This is a genomic window from Rathayibacter sp. PhB152 (assembly GCF_003751395.1).
Lineage (GTDB): Bacteria > Actinomycetota > Actinomycetes > Actinomycetales > Microbacteriaceae > Rathayibacter > Rathayibacter festucae.
On sequence record NZ_RJUT01000006.1, the window covers coordinates 211,303 to 229,705 of the forward strand.

Sequence of the window (18,403 nt, forward strand, 5' to 3'; positions counted from 1 at the left end):
CGGTCACAGGGTGAGCGCATCGACCGCGCGGGCGATGCTCTCGGGATCCTGAGAATCATCGCACGCCGCCTGGCGCACGACCTCGCCGATGACGATGACCGCGGGCGAGCGCGGCGCCAGCTCGGCGAGCAGGCCGAGCACCCCGCCGACCGAGGAGACCGTGGTGCGCTGGGCGTGCGACCAGCCGCGCTCGACGATCGCCAGCGGCATGTTGGCGGTCATCCCCGCGCGCTGCAGCCCGGCGACGAGGTGTGGGAGCGTGTTCACGCCCATCAGCACGACCAGCGTCCCGCCGAGCCCGGCCAGGTGGCCGAGCTCCTCCTCGCTGAACGGCGCGTGGCCCGAGACCACGGTGAACGCGCGGCTGACCTCGCGGTGGGTGACCGGAATGCCGGCCGCGGCGGGCACCGAGATCGCGCTGGTGACGCCGGGGACGATCGTGTACGGGACGCCGGCGACGCGGCAGGCGCGCACCTCCTCCGACCCGCGGCCGAAGACGAACGGGTCGCCGCCCTTCAGCCGGACGACGTCGAGCCCATCGAGGGCGCGGGAGACCATCAGCCGCTCGATCTCGTGCTGCGGCACGGCGTGGTGGCCGGGGGTCTTGCCGACGTCGATCAGCTCGGCGCCGGGCGCCCAGTCGGCGAGGCCGTCGTGCGGGCCGAGGCGGTCGAAGAGCACGACGTCGGCCTCGCGGAGGGCCCGGTGCGCGGCGAGCGTCATCAGCTCGGGGTCGCCGGGTCCGCCGCCGACGATGCTCACACGGCCGACGGAGCGGCACTCGGCGGGCGCCTCGTCGACGACCCAGACGCCGTGGCGGGCGGCCTCCGCGGCCGCGGCCGAGCGGAGGGACGCGGCCCCCTCGACCCAGGCGAGCAGGGCGGGACGGGCCGCGGGGAGGAGCGACGCGGAGGCGAGGCGCAGGCACAGCGCGTCGTCCGCATCCCAGCGCTCGACCCGCGCGCCGGCCGCGCGGTAGCGAGCGAGGACGCGGCGGGTGCCGGCGACGCTGCCGACGACGAGGACGCGGCGGCCGGTGAGGTCGACGGAGAGCTGCATCACGCCTCCGATCCGGGCACGGAGGAGGCGGAGGACCCAGCGGAGCCGGTGGGAGCGAACGGCGCGAGCGTCGCGGGTGCCGGCACCGACGCCGACGGCCCCACGACCGAGACCGCGCCCGGCCCGATCGGGATCGACGTCCCGGCCACGAGCACCGGCCCGTCCGAGCGCTCGTCGCGCCCCGCCGGCCGGCTCTGCCCGCGCTCGCGCACGGTGCTCACCCGCGGATCCGCGGTGTCGGGCGCGTTGACGAACGAGCGGAAGCGCCGCAGCCGGTCCGGGTCCGCGAGCGTCGCCGCCCACTCGTCCACGTAGGTGTCGACGTGGGTCGCCATCGCCGCCTCCAGCTCGGCCGCGATCCCGAGCGAGTCCTCGCAGACCACCTCCTTGACGTGGTCGAGGCCGCCGGGCAGGTCCTCCTGCCAGCGCGCCGTCCGCTGCAGCCGCTCGGCGGTGCGGACGTAGTACATGACGTAGCGGTCGATGTAGCGCACGAGCGTCTCGTCGTCGAGGTCCTGCGCGAGCAGCTGGGCGTGGGCGGGCTGGTAGCCGCCGTTGCCGCCGACGTAGAGGTTCCAGCCGGTGTCGGTCGCGATCACGCCGATGTCCTTCCCGCGCGCCTCGGCGCACTCCCGGGCGCAGCCGCTGACCCCGAGCTTGAACTTGTGCGGCGAGCGCAGGCCGCGGTAGCGCTCCTCCAGGTGGATCGCCATGCCGACCGCGTCCTGCACGCCGTAGCGGCACCAGGTCGAGCCGACGCAGGACTTCACGGTGCGCAGCGACTTGCCGTAGGCCTGGCCCGACTCCATCCCGGCGTCGACGAGGATGCGCCAGATCTCGGGGAGCTGCTCGAGGCGCGCGCCGAACATGTCGATCCGCTGGCCGCCGGTGATCTTCGTGTAGAGGCCGTACTGCTCGGCGACCTCGGCGATCACCTTGAGCTTCGCCGGCGTGATCTCGCCGCCCGGCACCCGCGGGACGACGGAGTAGGTGCCGTCCTTCTGCATGTTGGCGAGCGCGCGGTCGTTGGTGTCCTGGAGCGGCGCCTGGCCGGCGTCGAGGATGTAGCCGTTGGTCTGGGTCGCGAGCACGGAGGCGATCACCGGCTTGCAGACGTCGCAGCCCAGGCCCGAGCCGAAGCGCTCCATCACCTGCTCGGCCGAGGACAGGCCGAGGATCCGGACCGACTCGAACAGCTCGCTGCGGCTGAGCGAGACGTGCTCGCAGAGCGCGCGCGAGACCTCGACGCCGGCGCGGGTCAGCTCGGTGTCGAGCAGCTTCTTCACCAGCGGCACGCAGGAGCCGCACTGGGTGCCGGCGCGGGTGCAGGCCTTCAGCGGGCCGAGCTCGGTGCAGCCCTCGCCGATCGCGTGGCGGACGTCGCCGACGGAGACGTTGTTGCAGGAGCAGAGCTGAGCGTCGTCGGGCAGGTCGCCCGAGGGCGCCTCGCCGCCGGCCGCCGCGAGGTAGGCGCTGGGCTCCGCCGGCAGTTCGCGGCCGAGCAGCGGGCGGAGCGAGGAGTAGGGGCCCGCGTCGCCGACGAACATGCCGCCCAGCAGGGTGCGCGCGTCGTCCGAGACGACGATCTTCTGGTAGAGCCCGCGGGCGGGGTCGGCGTAGACGACCTCGAGCGCCCCCTCCCCCGCGCCGAGCGCGTCGCCGAAGCTGGCGACCTCGACCCCGGAGAGCTTGAGCTTGGTGGCGTCGTCCACGCCCGGGAAGGTGGCGTCGCCGCCCAGCAGGCGGTCGGCGACGACCTCGGCCATCGCGTTGGCCGAAGCGACGAGGCCGACGGTGCGGCCGTCGATCGCGGCGACCTCGCCGATCGCCCAGACGTGCGGGCGGCTGGTGCGGCAGGCCTCGTCGACGACGACGCCGCCGCGGGGCGCGACCTCGATGCCGACCGCGCGGGCGAGCTCGTCGCGCGCCGTGATGCCGATCGAGAAGACGACCATGTCGGCGCCGATGCTGGTGCCGTCGGTCATCGTCACACCGAGCACCGTGCCCTGCGGCGAGGTGAGGACGGCGGTGGGGCGGTTGCCGAGGTGCAGGGTGACGCCCTGCGCGGCGATGATGCGGCCGAGCGCCTGCCCCGCGCCCTCGTCGAGCTGGGCGCTCATCAGCCAGCGGCCGGAGTGGATCAGCGCGGTGCGCGCGCCGAGCCGGTGCGCGCCGCCCGCGGCCTCGAGGCCGAGCAGTCCGCCGCCGACCACGACGACGCTCGCCGGGCGGCCGCGGCGGGCGCGGAAGGCGGCGAGGTCGGCGACGAGGCCGTCGACGTCCTCGAGGGTGCGGTAGACGCGGCCGTGCTCGGCGCCCTCGATCGGCGGCACGGTGGCGGAGGAGCCGGTGGCCAGCACGATCTCGTCGCCCTCGAACCAGCGGCCGTCGGCGAGCTGCACGCGGCAGTGCTCCGGGTCGAGCGCCACGACGCGGGAGGAGGTGACGAGCGTCGCCGCCTCCCAGAGCGCGCCGTCGCCGAGGGTGAGGTCGGTCATCCCCTCGAGGCGCTTGGAGAGGGCGACGCGGTCGTAGGGGTGGTGCGCCTCCTCGCCGAAGACCGTGATCTCGAGGGCGGTGGCGCCGGCGCGGGCGACGAGCGCGTCGACCAGGCGGTGGGCGGCGGGGCCGGCGCCGACGACGAGCACGCGTCGGGGGCCGGTGGGGATCGCACCTCGGGATGTCATGGGCTCCACCGTAGGCAGGCGCGGTTTCGCCCCCGTTGCCCCTGCGTAACGTCGTGTGACCGACCTCTCACGACAGCGGACCGGCATCGTGAGGGCTTCGTTACGCCCGTGACTCCGGAGGGGTGCTCCCGCGAAACCTGCGCTCTCTACCGTGGGGCTCACCGCCGCCGACCGGCCGCGGGCAGCACTCCTCTCGGAAGGCGGGACGATGACCCTCCTCGATCAGCAGGTCACCGCCGGCCCCGCGACGGCCCGCACCGCTCCGGCCGCCACCTGGGTCCCCGTCTGCAACCGGCTCGAGCTGGAGCCGCTCTGGGGCGAGGCCGCGCTCGTCGGCGGTGTGCAGCTCGCGCTGTTCCTCCTCCCCGACGGCCGCGTCTTCGCCGTCTCGAACCTCGACCCGGCGACCGGTGCGGCCGTGCTCTCCCGGGGCATCGTCGGCTCCCGCGCGGTCGACGGCGTGCAGCGCGCGACGATCGCCTCGCCCCTGCACAAGGACGTCTTCGACCTCGAGACGGGGGTCTGCTACACCTCGCCACGGCTGCACCTCGCCGCCTGGAGCGTGCGGGAGACGGGCGGAGTGATCGAGGTCGCCCAGCGGACCGCGCTGGTCTGCGCCTCGCACGGCACCTCCGACGACGACGGCCGCACCGCGGTCGCCGCGCTGGTCCAGGCGGTCCGCGAGGCGAACCCCGCGGCGGACGTCCTCGACTCCTTCGTCGACGTGCAGCAGCCCGACGTTCCGGCCTCCCTCGGCACCCTCGAGCCCGACCGCCCGGCCGTCGTCGTGCCGCTGCTGCTCTCGGCCGGCTACCACGTGCACGTCGACCTCGCCGAGGCCGCGGCGGAGGCGGACCGCCCCGTCCGCGTGACCGGCGCCCTGGGCCCGGATCCGCGGCTCGCCCGCGTGCTGGCCCGTCGGCTGCGCGAGGCCGGTCTCGCCGACGGCGACCGCGTGGTGCTGGCCGCGGCCGGCTCGAGCGACGCCGGCGCGGTCGCCGACTGCTGGGCCACCGGCCGCCTCCTGGCCGCCGAGCTCGGCCGCGAGGTCGCCGTCTCCTTCATCTCGGCCGCCGAGCCGCGCGTCCCGGAGGCGGTGGCCGCCGAGCGCGCCGCCCACCCCGGCGCCCGCGTGCTCGTCTCCACCTACCTCCTCGCCCCCGGCTACTTCGCCTCGCTCGCCGCCTCGGCGGGAGCCGACCTCGCCACCGCCCCGCTGCTCACCGCCGTCGACCCGCCCGCGCGCGAGCTGGTCGACATCGTCTCCGAGCTCTTCGGCCGCAGCGCCTAGGCGCCCGGCCGCTCGACCCTCTCTCGCCCCACACTCTCGCCCCGCTCTCTCCCCGCACTCTCTTCGGCGCGCCCGCGCCCACTCCCCGGAGGATCCGATGACTGCTGCACCGCCCACCACCGCCCCCACCACCACGAGCGCCGCGACGACCACCCCGTCGGGCCTCACCCGCCGCCCCGGCCGCTGGATCGACGGCTGGAACCCCGAGGACCCCGCGCAGTGGCAGGCGGAGGGGCGACAGGTCGCCGGCCGCAACCTGCGCTGGTCGATCTTCGCCGAGTTCCTCGGCTTCGTCGTCTGGCAGCTCTGGTCGGTCGTGGTCGTCCAGCTGCCCGCGGCGGGCTTCGACTTCAGCACCGGCGAGATCTTCTGGCTGATCTCGATGCCGAGCCTCGTCGGCGCGACGCTGCGGATCCCGTACACCTTCATGGTCCCCCGCTTCGGCGGGCGGAACTGGACGATCGTCTCGGCCGGCCTGCTGCTCATCCCGAGCGTCGGACTCGCGCTCGCAGTGGGGAACCCGGACACGCCCTTCGGCGTGATGCTCCTGGTCGCGGCGCTGGCCGGCCTCGGCGGCGGCAACTTCGCCAGCTCGATGGCCAACATCACCTTCTTCTACCCGCACGCGCAGAAGGGCTACGCGCTCGGCCTGAACGCCGCGGGCGGCAACCTCGGCGCCTCGGTGGCGCAGCTGATCGTGCCGATCGCCGTCACGATCGGCGCCGCGGCCACGGTGAACCTGCCGCTCGCCGGCCTGATCTGGGTGCCGCTGATCGTCGTCGCGATGATCGGGGCCTGGAAGCGGATGGACAACCTCTCGACCGCGAAGGCCGACGTCGCCGCCTCCCTCGCCGCGCTGCGCGAGCCGCACCTCTGGCTGCTGGCGGTGCTCTACATCGGCACCTTCGGCTCGTTCATCGGCTTCGCGGGCGTCTTCCCGAAGCTCATCGCCGACACCTTCCCCGAGTTCTCGCAGTTCTCCGTCGGCTCCGCGACGCTGACGCTCGCCTTCCTCGGCGCCCTGGTCGGCTCGCTCTCGCGGCCCTACGGCGGCCGGCTCGCCGACCGCTTCGGCGGGGCACCCGTGACGATCGCCGCCTTCGTCGCCATGGGCGCCGGCATCCTCTTCGTCATCGCGACGCTGCCGCTCGGCAGCTTCTGGCTCTTCCTCGCCGGCTTCCTCGTGCTGTTCGCCTCGGCGGGCATCGGCAACGGCGCGACCTACCGGATGATCCCGACCGTCTTCGCCCTGCGCGCCCGGCAGAAGGGCGACGACGGGGTCGGCGCTCAGCGCACCGCGGCCGCGGCCCTCGGCCTGATCTCGGCGATCGGCGCCTACGGCGGCTTCGTCATCCCGCAGCTGCTCGGCTACTCGAAGACGACCTTCGGCGACTACACGACGGCGCTCGGCTGGTTCGTCGCGGCCTACGCGGTGATGCTCGCGATCACGGCGGGCGTCTACCTCCGCCTGGCCGCGAAGACCGGGACCCGGATCTGACGATGACCGCCGCTCCCGCCCCGACCGACTCGCACTGCCCGTACTGCGCCCTGCAGTGCGCGATGACGCTGACGAGGGTCGACGACCCGACGCCGGTGAGCATCGCGGGGCGGGAGTTCCCGACCAACCGGGGCGGGCTCTGCGCGAAGGGCTGGACGGCCGCGGAGCTGCTCGCGAGCGGGCAGCGGCTGCGGGCGCCGCTGATGCGCGGATCGGACGGTACCTTCGTCGAGGTCTCCTGGGACGAGGCGCTCGACGCGGTCGCGGCGGCCGTCACGAAGGCTCAGGAGCGGCACGGAGCGGACGCGGTCGCGGTCTTCGGCGGCGGCGGGCTGACCAACGAGAAGGCCTACCAGCTCGGCAAGTTCGCGCGGATCGCGCTCGGCACCTCGCGGATCGACTACAACGGCCGGTTCTGCATGTCCTCGGCCGCCGCCGCCGGCAACCGGGCCTTCGGCGTCGACCGCGGGCTGCCGTTCCCGGTGACCGACCTCGACGAGGCCGACACGATCCTGCTGCTCGGCTCGAACGTCGCGGCGACCATGCCGCCCTTCCTGGCGCACCTGGCCGGGACGCGCTCGCGCGGCGGGCTGGTCGTCGTCGATCCGCGCCGCTCCGCCACCGCCCGGCTCACCGAGGACGGCGCCGGACTGCACCTGCAGCCGGCGCCCGGCACCGACCTCGCGCTGCTGCTCGGCCTCACCCACCTCGTGCTCGCCGAGGAGCTCTCCGACCGCGACTACCTCGCGGCGCGCACGACCGGGTTCGACGCGGTGCGCCGCAGCGTCGCGTCCTGGTGGCCGGAGCGCACCGCCTCCGTCACCGGCGTGCCGGCCGAGCTGCTCCGCCGCACCGCCCGCCGCCTCGCCACCGGTCGCACCTTCGTGCTGACCGGCCGCGGGGTCGAGCAGCACGTGGACGGCACCGACACCGCGACCGCCGCGATCAACCTCGCGCTCGTGCTCGGGCTGGTCGGGCGGCCGGGGTCCGGCTACGGCACCCTCACCGGCCAGGGCAACGGCCAGGGCGGCCGCGAGCACGGGCAGAAGGCCGACCAGCTGCCCGGCTACCGCTCGATCCGCGATCCGGAGGCGCGGCGCCACGTCGCCGGCGTCTGGGGCGTGGATCCGTCGACGATCCCCGGGCCCGGGCTGCCGGCCGTCGCGCTGCTCGCTGAGCTCGGCCGCTCGGTGCACTGCCTGCTCGTGCACGGCTCGAACGTGGTCGTCTCGGCGCCCGACGTCGACGCGGTGCGGGCCGGGCTCTCCGCGCTGGACACGCTGGTCGTCTGCGACTTCTTCCTCTCCGAGACCGCGGCACTGGCCGACGTCGTCCTGCCGGTGCCGCAGTGGGCGGAGGAGGAGGGGACGATGACCTCGCTCGAGGGCCGCGTCCTGCGCCGCCGCCGCGCGCTCGACCCACCCGCCGGCGTCCGCAGCGAGCTGTGGATCCTGAGCGAGCTCGCCCGCCGCCTCGCTGCGCCGTCGACCTGGTCGACCGAACCGGCCGAGGTGTTCGACGAGCTGGCCCGCGCCTCGGCCGGCGGTGTCGCGGACTACTCCGGGCTCTCGCACGCGCTGCTCGACACGGGGGTCGCCGCCTACTGGCCGTACCCCGCCGGCAGCACCGGCACTCCGCGGCTCTTCGGCGAGAACTTCGGCCACCCCGACGGGCGGGCCAGGATGGTCGCCGTCAGCACCGCTCCCCCGGCGCCGGTCGACGTCGGCGCCGAGCTGACGCTGATCACCGGCCGCTACCTGCAGCAGTACCAGTCGGGCACGCAGACCCGGCGGGTCGCCGAGCTCGACGCGGCGCGGCCCGAGGCGCGGCTGGAGATCCACCCGGCCACCGCCTCCCGGCTCGGCGTCCGCGACGGCGGACCGGTCTCGGTCGGCAACGCGCGCGGAGTGGTGCGGGCGCGCGCGAGCGTCACGGCCGACATCCGGCACGACACGGTCTTCCTGCCGTTCCACTACGCGGGCGAGCAGTGCGCCAACCTGCTGACCGAGGCGGTCGTCGATCCGATCTCCTCGATGCCGGAGTTCAAGCGGACGCGGGTCTGGATCCGCGCGGAAGGGGTGCTCGATGCCTGAGCCGATGACGGCCGAGAACGGGATCGCCGCGCCCGAGCGGGTCGTCCTGCTCGGCTACGGGCCGGTGGGCGCGCGCTTCGTCGAGGAGCTGCTGCCGGCCGTCCGCGCCGGATCGGTCGCGCTGACCGTGGTCGGCGCGGAATCCGCCGACGCCTACAACCGCGTGCTGCTCGCCGAGTACGCCGTCGGGCGGGCGACCCGCGAGCGCCTCGACCTCGGCGACCGCGCCACGGCCGAGGCGGCCGGCGTGGTCTTCCGGCTCGGTGCCGCCGCCGTCGGCCTCGACCGCGCGCGCGGGGTCGTCCGCCTGCACGACGACGAGCGGCTCCCCTACGACCGCCTGGTCTTCGCGACCGGCGCCCGGGCGAACGTGCCGACCCTCGCCGGGATGGAGCGCTCGCGGCGCGACCGGCGGGTGCGCTCGGCGCTGCCCGCGACGCTCGATCAGGGCGCGAGCCCGCTGCCCGAGCGCGTCGTCGCGCTGCGCGACCTCGACGACGCGCACGTCGTGCTCGACGCGGTGCGCGCCCGCTCCCGCATCGTGGTGCTCGGCGCCGGAGTGCTCGGGGTCGAGTTCGCGCTCGCCGCCGCCGAGCAGGGCGCCGATGTCGTGGTCGTCTACCACGGCGACATCCCGATGGGGCGGAACCTCGATCACGGCGGCGGGCGGATGCTCGCCGCGGCCGCCCGCGCCGCCGGCGTCGACATGGTGTCGCACGCCCGCTCGGAGAGCATCCTGCTCGCCCACGACGATCTCGGCCGCGCGCACTTCCAGGCGCTGGTCTGCGCGGACGGCAAGCAGATCGAGGGCGATCTGCTCGTGCTCTCCTGCGGTGTCGGGGCGCGCACCGAGCTCGCGGCGAGCGCCGACCTCGCGGTCTCGACCGGGATCCTCGTCGACGAGCACCAGCGCAGCTGGACGGACCCGCGCGTCTTCGCGATCGGCGACTGCGCTCACGTCGCGGCCCGCGGCTCGGCGCTGCCGGACGGGCGTGTGCCGGGCGGGCCGAGCGGCCTGATCGGCCCGGGCTGGCAGCAGGCCGACCGCCTCGCGGCCCGCATCGCGGCGGAGGCGGTGGGCCGCCTCGCCGACGAGCGCGTGCCGGCCGCGCGCCCCGCCGTGGTGATGCTGAAGGCCGATGGCGTCGACCTGGTGGCGGGCGGCGATCCGACGGCCGAGCCCTGGGACGCCTGCGACGGCGCCCCGCACCCCGAGGTCACCGTCTGGGCCGACCCCGCCCGGGGCGGGTACGCCAAGCTCGTGACGGTCGGCGGGGTGCTGCGCGGCTTCGTCTCGGTCGGCCTGCCGCGGGTCGGCGCCGAGCTGACGCTGCTGTTCGAGCGCGGCTCCGAGCTGCCGGCCGACCGCTCGAGCCTGCTGCGCCTCGACGCCCCGGACGCGGGAGCGGCCCCGACCGGTGACCCGTTCGCTCCCGACGCCACCGTCTGCTGGTGCAACGGCGTCTCGGCGGGCGCGATCGCCGAGGCGGCCGCCGCGGGCCACGACACCGTCGCCTGCATCGGCGCGGCCACCCGGGCCGGCACCGGCTGCGGCGGCTGCACGGGCCGGATCGCGGAGCTGCTGGCCCGCACGGCCGTCCCGGCCTGACGCGGAGGGCGCCGACGTCCGGGGCGTCGTGCGCGTCCCTCCGGGACAGGCCCGGCGCGCTCGGGCACCCGGTGGCGTCAGCGGCCGCCCACGACGGCGAACGCTCGCACCGGGAAGGTGCCGAAGCCGCGCACCTTCGGCGGCACCGCGGTGAAGCGGGCGCCGGTCGCGGGCAGGGCGTCCAGGCCCGTGAGGTGCTCCACGACGGGCACCCCCGCGGCGAGGAGGAGGCTGTGCGCGGGCCGCTCGCGCGAGCCCTCGACGTCGTCGATGTTGAGCGAGTCGATGCCGACGAGCACCGCGCCGGCGTCGATCAGCGCCTGCGCCCCCGCAGCGGTGAGGAAGGGCGCGCCGGCTGCGTACTCGGGTGTGGCGAAGTGCGCGTCCCAGCCGGTCGAGAGCAGGACCGCGGCTCCGGAGACGTCGAGGCCGTCGAACGCGTCGCGGTCGATCCCGCGCCCGTCGGCCGCCCGCGCGTCGACGACGACGGCGGGGAGATCGACCAGCGTCTCGAGGTCGAGCCCGGCCAGGTCGGTGCCGCCTGAGTAGCGGTGGAACGGGCTGTCGAGATAGGTGCCGGTATTGCCGATCATCTCGATGACGTCCAGCGCGAATTCGGTGCCCGGGGCGTAGGCGGCGCGCGACTCCTCACGGGTGAGGTGCGGCCGGATCCGCGGCGCGGGCAGCCCGGGGTAGGTCACCAGCCCCTCCGCGACGGTGTGGCTGAGATCGATGAGGTGGCGCACGGAGGAGGTCATGCTTCCGATCGTGCCAGTGGCAGGATCACCGTGTCCCTCGAAGAACTGCCACTCATCGCCTGAAGATGGCCAGCCAGCGGCCACCTCCGGCACGCGGAACCACCTCCGGCACGCGGAAACGACCGGATCCGGCGAGCCGAACCGCGAACCACGAGCCGGAGGTGCGAGCAGACGCCGAGGCGTCGCCGAACGGAGGCCGACCCGGCCCCGCCGCTACTTCTTCGGCAGCGCTGCCGCGAGGTCCGCGATCAGATCGCTCGCGTCCTCGATGCCGACCGAGAGCCGCACCAGCGACTCCGACACCTCGAGCGGCGTGCCCTTGACCGACGCGTGGGTCATCTCGCTCGGGTAGCCGATCAGCGACTCCACGCCGCCCAGCGACTCCGCCAGCTGGAACAGCTCGGTCGACTCCGCGAACTTGCGCGCCGCGCGCGGTGTCGCCAGCTCGACCGAGAGCATGCCGCCGAAGCCCGACATCTGGCGCTTCGCCAGCTCATGTCCCGGGTGCGAGGGCAGGCCCGGGTAGTGCACGGCGGTCACGGCGGAGTGCCCGGCCAGGAACTCGGCGACCGCCTGAGCGTTCCTGGAGTGCCGCTCCATCCGGATCGCGAGCGTCTTGATGCCGCGCACGGTCAGCCAGGCGTCCATCGGGCTCGAGATCGCGCCGACCGCGAACTGCAGGAAGGCGACCTTCTCGGCCAGCGGGCCGGAGCGCAGCGCGAGCGCCCCGCCGACCACGTCCGAGTGCCCGCCGAGGTACTTCGTCGTCGAGTGCACGACCACGTCGGCGCCGAGCGCGAGCGGCTGCTGCAGCGCCGAGGAGGCGAAGGTGTTGTCGACGACCACGATCAGGTCGTGCGCGTGCGCCAGGTCGGCCAGCTCCGCGATGTCGCTGATGGTCATCAGCGGATTCGACGGCGTCTCGACCCAGAGCATCTTCGTCTCGCCGGGGCGGATCGCGTGCTGCACCTCGCGCAGGTTCGACATGTCGACCGCGGTGTTGCTGATGCCCCAGGCCGCGTGCACCCGGTCGATCAGCCGGTGGCTTCCGCCGTAGGCGTCGTTGCCGAGCACGATGTGGTCGCCGGGAGCGAGCGCCGCGCGGATCAGGGTGTCCTCGGCGGCGAGGCCGGAGGAGAACGAGTAGGCGACGTCGGCGCCCTCGAGCGAGGCGATCAGCTCCTGCAGGGAGTCGCGGGTCGGGTTCGCCGAGCGGGCGTACTCGTAGCCGCCGCGGAAGCCGCCGATCCCGTCCTGGACGAAGGTCGACGTCATGTAGACGGGCGGGACGACGGCGCCGGTGGTCGGGTCGAACTCCTGACCGGCGTGGATGGCGCGGGTGTCGAAGTGCTGCTTCTTGGGCATGATCGCGGGGCTTTCCTGGTCGAGGGGGTGGAGAAGAAGGGAGGGGGCGGCGCTCAGGCCGTCGCGAAGGACAGGAGGTCCTGCCGGGTGATCACGGCGACGGGCTTGCCCTCGTCGGTGACGAGCAGGGCGTTCGCCTCGCTCAGCGCGGCGCGGGCCGCCGTGATGCTCTCACCGAGACCGATCAGCCGGAGCGCGTCGCCGGCGGAGGCGCCGATCGGATCGGTCATCGAGGTCGCGCCGCTGAAGACGCGGTCGAGCAGCTCGCGCTCGTCGACCGCTCCGACGACCTCGCCCATCACCACGGGCGGCTCGGCGGTGAGGACGGGCAGCTGCGAGACGCCGTAGGTCGTCATGATCTCGATCGCGTCCCGGACGGTGTCGCTGGGGTGCACGTGCACGAGGGCCGGCAGGTCGCCCGTGCTGGGGTTCGCGGCCCGCGCCGAGAGGACGTCGCGGACGGTGCCCTCCTCGCGGTGCTCGAGGAAGCCGTAGGAGCGCATCCAGCGGTCGTTGAAGATCTTGCCGAGGTAGCCGCGACCGCCGTCGGGCAGCAGCACGACGACCACGTCGTCGGGACCGAGCTCGGCGGCGGCCTTGAGCGCGACCGAGACGGCGAGGCCGCTCGAGCCGCCGACCAGCAGGCCCTCCTCGCGGGCGAGCCGGCGGGTCATCGCGAACGACTCCGCGTCGCTCGAGGCGATGATCCGGTCGACCACGCTCGGGTCGTAGGCGCTCGGCCAGAAGTCCTCGCCGACGCCCTCGGTGAGGTATGGCCGTCCGCCACCGCCGGAGTAGACCGAGCCCTCGGGGTCGGCGCCGACGATCTGCACGCGGCCCTCCGACACCTCCTTGAGGTAGCGGCCGACGCCGCTGATGGTGCCGCCGGTGCCGACGCCCGCCACGAAGTGCGTCAGCTTCCCGGCGGTGTCGCGCCAGATCTCGGGACCGGTGGTCTCGTAGTGGCTGAGCGGTCCGTTGAGGTTCGCGTACTGGTTGGGCTTGAAGGCACCGGGGATCTCGCGCGCCAGCCGGTCGGAGACGGAGTAGTAGGAGTCCGGGTCCTCGGGAGCGACGGCCGTCGGGGTGACGACGATCTCGGCGCCGTAGGCGGTGAGCACGTTCCGCTTGTCCTCGCCGACCTTGTCGGGCAGGACGAACACGCAGCGGTAGCCGCGCTGCTGCGCGACGAGGGCCAGGCCGATGCCGGTGTTGCCGCTGGTCGGCTCGACGATGGTGCCGCCGGGCTTCAGGAGTCCGTCGCGCTCGGCCGCGTCGATGATGCGGGTCGCGATGCGGTCCTTGGACGAGCCGCCGGGGTTGAGGTACTCCACCTTGACCAGGACAGTGGCCTGCACGCCGGAGGCGACCGGGCCGAGCTTCACGAGCGGGGTGTCGCCGATCAGGTCGAGCACCGAATCGGCGTACGCCATCCCGGTGTCCGGGCGTGCGGGAAGGGCTCGATCGAGGGTCATGCGGCCAGCGTATCAACCGCGGATCGCCGGATGACGGGGGTCGCCGAGACCCCAGGACGCGGCCCCGGCACGGTCCGCGGGAGAGTGGTTCAGCGCAGAGGAGTGCCCTATCGTGGGGGTCCTCGCGTCACCGCCGACCGGAACGGACAACACCTGCAATGACCCCTCCGATCACCGCCACGACGCGGGGTCCGGCCGATGCACGCCTGCTCAGACTGCTCGGCCCCGCCATGGTCGCCGGAGTCGCCTACCTCGATCCGGGCAATGTCGCCAGCAACATGACGGCGGGTGCCCGCTTCGGCTATCTGCTCGTCTGGGTCGTCGTCCTCGGCAACCTGATGGCCTGGCTGATCCAGTACCTCTCGGCCAAGCTCGGCCTGATGACGGGCAAGTCGCTGCCGGAGCTGCTCGGCGAGCGCCTCCGCGGCCGCTGGGGCCGGCGGGCGTACTGGCTGCAGGCCGAGACCGTCGCGATCGCCACCGACCTCGCCGAGGTCATCGGCGGCGCGATCGCGCTGAACCTGCTGTTCGGGTTGCCGCTGCTCGCCGGCGGACTCGTGACCGGGGCCGTCTCCCTGGTGCTCCTGGTGATCCAGACCCGCGGTGGCGCGCAGCCGTTCGAGCGCGTGATCACGGCGCTGATGGTCGTCATCGCCGTCGGCTTCACCGTGGGCGTGGTCGTCGATCCGCCGGACGCGGGCGCCGCAGCGGCCGGGCTCCTCCCCCGCTTCGACGGCTCGGAGTCGGTGCTCCTCGCCGCGTCGATCCTCGGCGCCACCGTGATGCCGCACGCGATCTACGCGCACTCCGCCCTCGCGCGCGACCGCTTCGGCCGCGTCGACGGGGTGACCGCCCGCCGGAGGATCCTCACGGCCACCCGGATCGACGTCACCGTCGCCCTCGCGATCGCCGGCACCGTGAACCTCGCGATCCTCCTGCTCGCCGCGCACTCGCTGTCCGGCGTCGCCGGCACCGACAGCCTCGAGGGCGCGCACGCCGCGATCGGCGCGGCCCTCGGCCCGGTCGTCGCGACGCTCTTCGCGGTCGGGCTGCTCGCCTCCGGCCTCGCCTCGACCTCGGTCGGCGCCTACGCCGGCGCGGAGATCATGCACGGGCTGCTGAACCTGCGGGTGCCGCTCGTCGCCCGCCGCCTCGTGACGCTGATCCCGGCGCTGATCGTGCTCGGGATCGGCTTCGACCCCACCCGCGCGCTCGTGCTCAGCCAGGTCGTGCTCTCCTTCGGCATCCCGTTCGCGCTCGTGCCGCTCGTCGCCCTCACCCGCAACCGCGCCCTGATGGGCGACCAGGCGAACCGCTGGTTCACCACCCTCGGCGCGATCCTCGCCGCCCTCTTCCTCATCGTGCTGAACGGCCTGCTCCTCTGGCTGACCTTCACCGGCTGACCCCGGCGGATCTCGATACGCCCTCTGCGAGGGCTACTCGATCAGCATGAAGGCGGAACATGCTGGTCGAGCAGCCCTCAGGGCGTATCGAGACCCGCCCACCCCGAGCACTCCCACCCCGCGTTGATCCGATCCGGAGCCTCGCTCGTTATCCTCTGAGAGCGCCTCTCAGGCGCCTGCGCCTCCCCCCGGCGCGCCACCCCGCGATCAGAACGAGAGACGCCGCCGTGCCCAAAGACACGATGTCCGCCAAGAACCGCGCCCGCCAGGACAAGGTCGAGGCCTACAAGCGCGAGCAGGCCAAGCGAAAGCGGAGCGGCCGGATCTGGATCTGGTCGCTCTCGGCCCTCGCCGTCGTCGCGATCGGCGGCATCGTCGCGGTCACCGTCTTCGGCAACCAGCAGATCGTCGAGGCCCGGCAGATCGACGGCCTGCAGACCTTCGAGAACGACGCGACCCATGTCGCCGGCGCCGTCGACTACGCGCAGACCCCTCCCGCGGGCGGCCCGCACAACGCCGTCTGGATGAACTGCGGCGTCTACAACGAGCCCGTCCCGAACGAGAACGCGGTGCACGACCTCGAGCACGGCGCCGTCTGGGCGACCTACGACCCGTCCCTCCCGCAGAGCGAGGTCGACGCCTTGATCGCCGCGATGCCCGACACCTACGCGGTCGTCTCGCCCTACGAGGGTCTCGACTCCCCGATCGTGCTCAGCGCCTGGGACGCCCAGGTCGCGATCGACTCCCCCGAGGACCCGCGCATCGACGCGTTCATCGAGCGCTTCTGGCAGTCCTCGACCGCGCCCGAGCCCGGTGCCCCGTGCACCGGAGGCATCGATGCGCCCGGCAAGCAGTAGGGGCCGCCTCCTCGTCGCGGCCGTCGCCGTCGTCGCCCTGCTCCTGGGCGCGGCGGGCGGCTACCTCTTCGGCGCCCTCGCCCCGTTCTCGTCCTCGGCCACCCCGTCGACGACGAGCGCGGAGGCCGGTTTCGCCCGCGACATGCAGGTGCACCACCTCCAGGGCGCCGAGCTGGCGATGATCGCCCGCGACCGCAGCGCCGACGACGAGGTCCTCACCGTCTCGAAGGACATCCTGCTCACCCAGCAGCAGCAGGCCGGTCAGCTCTTCGGCTGGCTGAACTCGTGGGGCCTCCCGCAGGCGGCGCCCGAGCCGTCGATGACCTGGATGGGCCGCCCGACCCTCGCGGGCGCCGCCGACGAGCACTCCTCGATGGGCATGTCCACCGAGGAGGACGTCGTCCCCGAGAGCATGCCCGGCCTTGCGACGCCCGAGCAGATCGCCGAGCTCGGCACGCTGACCGGCCGCGACTTCGACCGCAGGTTCCTCGAGCTGATGATCGCCCACCACCGCGGCGCGATCGACATGGCCGAGGCCCTGCTCGCCCGCAGCCGCGCGACGGTCGCCACCGACTTCGCCTCCTCCGTCGTGAAGGCCCAGGAGGCCGAGATCTCGCTGATGGAGCAGATGCTCGCGGACCGCCCGGCGGCCTGACCGGGAACCTCCGACTCGCACTGTCTCGCCATTGAGACAGAGCGGAGTAGTGTCTCAAGCATGAGACTCCCCGAGTTGGAGACGGCGCAGAAGGAGCTCGGCTACTCCGTTGATCTCCTCGCCTCCCGTGCGGGTCTCTCGCGCGCCACCGGCTACCGGATCCTCTCGGGGCAGACCGACCCGCGCCTCGACGACCTGCGGGAGCTCCTGCTCGCGGCCGGCCTCGATCTCGATCTGTCGGTCCGGCCCCTCTCCGATCCGCACGCGGCGTCGGCCGCGCGCGCGATGCTCGGAGACCTCTCGGTGGCCCCTGGCGACGAGGAGATCGCGGCCTGGACCGCTCGGCTCACCCGGTACTCGCGCGGGGAGACGGCGCTCCTCCTCGGCGAGGCCGGTCGAGCGTCCGCACCGCAGCACCGGCCGGGTGCCGTCGCCCTCGCCGGCCCGCGATGGAGCATCGACCGCCTCGCCTCCGCGGGGCACGCCTCGGAGGAGCCGTGGGCGCTCTCCGGAGCGGCCGCCTTCGATGCGATGGGCTACGACCTGCGCGGGGTCTCGGTGCTCTGGACCACGGACCCGCGCCGCGTCTCACAGCTGCTCGCCGACACTCTGACGCCGACGACCACCGAGCACGCCGACGTCCTCGTGGTCCCCGCGCCCGCGCCCCTGTTCCAGGGCGCGGTCGACGTCGAGGGAGTCGTCCTGGTGTCCCCGCTGCAGGCGGTGCTCGACGGCATCGGCCTCGGCGGCGACCTGGCGGCGATCGCCTCGGAGCTGGGACGGGAGTGGTCGTGACCGACGAGCAGCGACCCGGACCCGCCTACCGGCGTCGCCCGACCGGCGGACGGACCGAAGGACCGGCGGACCGCGCACTCCCCGCCGCGGACAGCACCCTCCTGCGCGAGCGGACCGGCATCACCTGGACCGCGTCGACGATCGAGTGGAACCGCCTCGTGGCGACCACCTCCGAGCGCGCCCGGTTCCGCTTCCGCGCCTCGCTGCCCGACCTGATCTGGAATGCCGCGGCGCTCGAGGGCAACACCTTCACCCTCCCCGAGGTGCGGACCCTCCTCGACGGCGTGACCGTCGGCGGCAAGCCGCTGGCCGACGAGGAGCAGATCCTCGCGCTGAGCCAGGCCTACAGCGACCTGGATCTGCTGGTCGGCCGGAGCGACTTCGCCCTCCGCAAGGACGTGTCGGACGCCCTCCACGCAACGGTCGCGGCGAAGGAGGCGATCGAGTCCGGCCACTTCCGCGGGGAGGGAGCCGTCTCCGGCGGCGGCAGCGTCCGCCTCGCCAACGGCGGCTTCGTCGCCGGCGTCGAGCACGGGACCGACGGCGAGGCACTGATCGAGCGCTTCGACTCGCTCGTCCGCTTCCTCGAGACGCTGCCCGACCCGAGGGAGCGGGCCGTGGCCTACTTCGCGGCCGCGACACGCAGCCAGTTCTACTTCGACGGCAACAAGCGCACCGCCCGCCTGATGATGACGGGAGTGCTGATGAGCGCCGGCATCGACGCCGTCAACATCCCCTACAGCCGCCGCCTCGAATTCAACCGCGCCCTCGACGAGCTGTTCGAGACGGACGACGCGACCACGCTCATGCGCTTCATCGTCGACTGCACCTGACGCGGACACCGCGTGCCGCCGCCGA

The 18,403-nt window shown here is 73.9% G+C and carries 14 protein-coding genes; 9 read left to right on the forward strand and 5 right to left on the reverse strand.

Annotation, left to right across the window (positions count from 1 at the left end; genetic code table 11):
- Positions 1-3 precede the first annotated feature (3 nt).
- Both cobA and nirB read right to left on the reverse strand, forming a co-directional pair.
- Entirely contained in the window at positions 4-1,059 is a 1,056-nt protein-coding gene (cobA, locus tag EDF36_RS15350; RefSeq protein WP_123733668.1) for a uroporphyrinogen-III C-methyltransferase, read from the reverse strand.
- Positions 1,059-3,746 (reverse strand): nitrite reductase large subunit NirB, encoded by a 2,688-nt coding sequence (nirB, locus tag EDF36_RS15355; protein WP_123733669.1) that lies wholly within the window; start codon positions 3,744-3,746, stop codon positions 1,059-1,061. Before nirB ends, cobA begins: the two co-directional genes overlap by 1 nt.
- A gap of 208 nt (positions 3,747-3,954) precedes the next feature.
- Here nirB and nirD point away from each other — a divergent pair, with 208 nt between their 5' ends.
- The 4 genes from nirD to EDF36_RS15375 all read left to right on the forward strand — a co-directional run bounded on the left by nirD (position 3,955) and on the right by EDF36_RS15375 (position 10,237).
- Entirely contained in the window at positions 3,955-5,037 is a 1,083-nt protein-coding gene (nirD, locus tag EDF36_RS15360) for a nitrite reductase small subunit NirD (protein WP_123733670.1), read from the forward strand.
- Positions 5,038-5,134: 97 nt separating this feature from the next.
- Positions 5,135-6,535 (forward strand): MFS transporter, encoded by a 1,401-nt coding sequence (locus EDF36_RS15365; protein ID WP_123733671.1) that lies wholly within the window; start codon positions 5,135-5,137, stop codon positions 6,533-6,535.
- 2 nt (positions 6,536-6,537) lie between these two features.
- Positions 6,538-8,628 carry a molybdopterin oxidoreductase family protein gene (locus EDF36_RS15370; protein ID WP_123733672.1) on the forward strand — a complete coding sequence of 697 codons (2,091 nt, stop codon included), beginning with the start codon at positions 6,538-6,540 and terminating at the stop codon, positions 8,626-8,628.
- A complete protein-coding gene (locus tag EDF36_RS15375; RefSeq protein WP_260300740.1) occupies positions 8,621-10,237 on the forward strand; it encodes an NAD(P)/FAD-dependent oxidoreductase in 1,617 nt (538 codons plus the stop codon). The genes EDF36_RS15370 and EDF36_RS15375 overlap by 8 nt, the downstream gene beginning before the upstream one ends.
- Positions 10,238-10,314: 77 nt before the next feature.
- Here the strand turns inward: EDF36_RS15375 and EDF36_RS15380 are convergent, their stop codons facing one another.
- The 3 genes from EDF36_RS15380 to EDF36_RS15390 all read right to left on the reverse strand — a co-directional run bounded on the left by EDF36_RS15380 (position 10,315) and on the right by EDF36_RS15390 (position 13,793).
- The gene (locus EDF36_RS15380; protein WP_123733674.1) at positions 10,315-10,995 is read right to left on the reverse strand and encodes a cyclase family protein; all 681 of its coding nucleotides are present in this window, start codon (positions 10,993-10,995) and stop codon (positions 10,315-10,317) included.
- A 213-nt stretch (positions 10,996-11,208) separates the two neighbouring features.
- Positions 11,209-12,360, reverse strand: a complete 1,152-nt coding sequence (locus EDF36_RS15385; protein WP_123733675.1) for a cystathionine gamma-synthase — start codon at positions 12,358-12,360, stop codon at positions 11,209-11,211.
- A 53-nt stretch (positions 12,361-12,413) separates the two neighbouring features.
- Complete coding sequence (locus EDF36_RS15390; protein ID WP_123447782.1) at positions 12,414-13,793, reverse strand: cystathionine beta-synthase; 1,380 nt, start codon at positions 13,791-13,793, stop codon at positions 12,414-12,416.
- Positions 13,794-13,993: 200 nt separating this feature from the next.
- Here EDF36_RS15390 and EDF36_RS15395 point away from each other — a divergent pair, with 200 nt between their 5' ends.
- The 5 genes from EDF36_RS15395 to EDF36_RS15415 all read left to right on the forward strand — a co-directional run bounded on the left by EDF36_RS15395 (position 13,994) and on the right by EDF36_RS15415 (position 18,378).
- The gene (locus EDF36_RS15395; RefSeq protein ID WP_123705264.1) at positions 13,994-15,238 is read left to right on the forward strand and encodes an Nramp family divalent metal transporter; all 1,245 of its coding nucleotides are present in this window, start codon (positions 13,994-13,996) and stop codon (positions 15,236-15,238) included.
- A gap of 227 nt (positions 15,239-15,465) precedes the next feature.
- The gene (locus EDF36_RS15400) at positions 15,466-16,095 is read left to right on the forward strand and encodes a DUF3105 domain-containing protein (protein ID WP_260300741.1); all 630 of its coding nucleotides are present in this window, start codon (positions 15,466-15,468) and stop codon (positions 16,093-16,095) included.
- Entirely contained in the window at positions 16,076-16,750 is a 675-nt protein-coding gene (locus tag EDF36_RS15405; RefSeq protein WP_123733677.1) for a DUF305 domain-containing protein, read from the forward strand. Before EDF36_RS15400 ends, EDF36_RS15405 begins: the two co-directional genes overlap by 20 nt.
- A gap of 60 nt (positions 16,751-16,810) precedes the next feature.
- Positions 16,811-17,545, forward strand: coding sequence for a hypothetical protein (locus tag EDF36_RS15410; protein ID WP_148060058.1), 735 nt, complete (start codon positions 16,811-16,813; stop codon positions 17,543-17,545).
- Positions 17,542-18,378 carry a Fic family protein gene (locus EDF36_RS15415; protein WP_221181673.1) on the forward strand — a complete coding sequence of 279 codons (837 nt, stop codon included), beginning with the start codon at positions 17,542-17,544 and terminating at the stop codon, positions 18,376-18,378. The genes EDF36_RS15410 and EDF36_RS15415 overlap by 4 nt, the downstream gene beginning before the upstream one ends.
- The last annotated feature ends 25 nt before the right edge of the window (positions 18,379-18,403 follow it).

Coding starts and splice junctions, on each gene's coding strand:
- cobA (WP_123733668.1), bottom strand. CDS start 1,059: ATGCAGCTCTCCGTCGACCTCACCGGCCGCCGCGTCCTCGTCGTCGGC.
- nirB (WP_123733669.1), bottom strand. CDS start 3,746: ATGACATCCCGAGGTGCGATCCCCACCGGCCCCCGACGCGTGCTCGTC.
- nirD (WP_123733670.1), top strand. CDS start 3,955: ATGACCCTCCTCGATCAGCAGGTCACCGCCGGCCCCGCGACGGCCCGC.
- EDF36_RS15365 (WP_123733671.1), top strand. CDS start 5,135: ATGACTGCTGCACCGCCCACCACCGCCCCCACCACCACGAGCGCCGCG.
- EDF36_RS15370 (WP_123733672.1), top strand. CDS start 6,538: ATGACCGCCGCTCCCGCCCCGACCGACTCGCACTGCCCGTACTGCGCC.
- EDF36_RS15375 (WP_260300740.1), top strand. CDS start 8,621: ATGCCTGAGCCGATGACGGCCGAGAACGGGATCGCCGCGCCCGAGCGG.
- EDF36_RS15380 (WP_123733674.1), bottom strand. CDS start 10,995: ATGACCTCCTCCGTGCGCCACCTCATCGATCTCAGCCACACCGTCGCG.
- EDF36_RS15385 (WP_123733675.1), bottom strand. CDS start 12,360: ATGCCCAAGAAGCAGCACTTCGACACCCGCGCCATCCACGCCGGTCAG.
- EDF36_RS15390 (WP_123447782.1), bottom strand. CDS start 13,793: ATGGCGTACGCCGATTCGGTGCTCGACCTGATCGGCGACACCCCGCTC.
- EDF36_RS15395 (WP_123705264.1), top strand. CDS start 13,994: ATGACCCCTCCGATCACCGCCACGACGCGGGGTCCGGCCGATGCACGC.
- EDF36_RS15405 (WP_123733677.1), top strand. CDS start 16,076: ATGCGCCCGGCAAGCAGTAGGGGCCGCCTCCTCGTCGCGGCCGTCGCC.
- EDF36_RS15410 (WP_148060058.1), top strand. CDS start 16,811: ATGAGACTCCCCGAGTTGGAGACGGCGCAGAAGGAGCTCGGCTACTCC.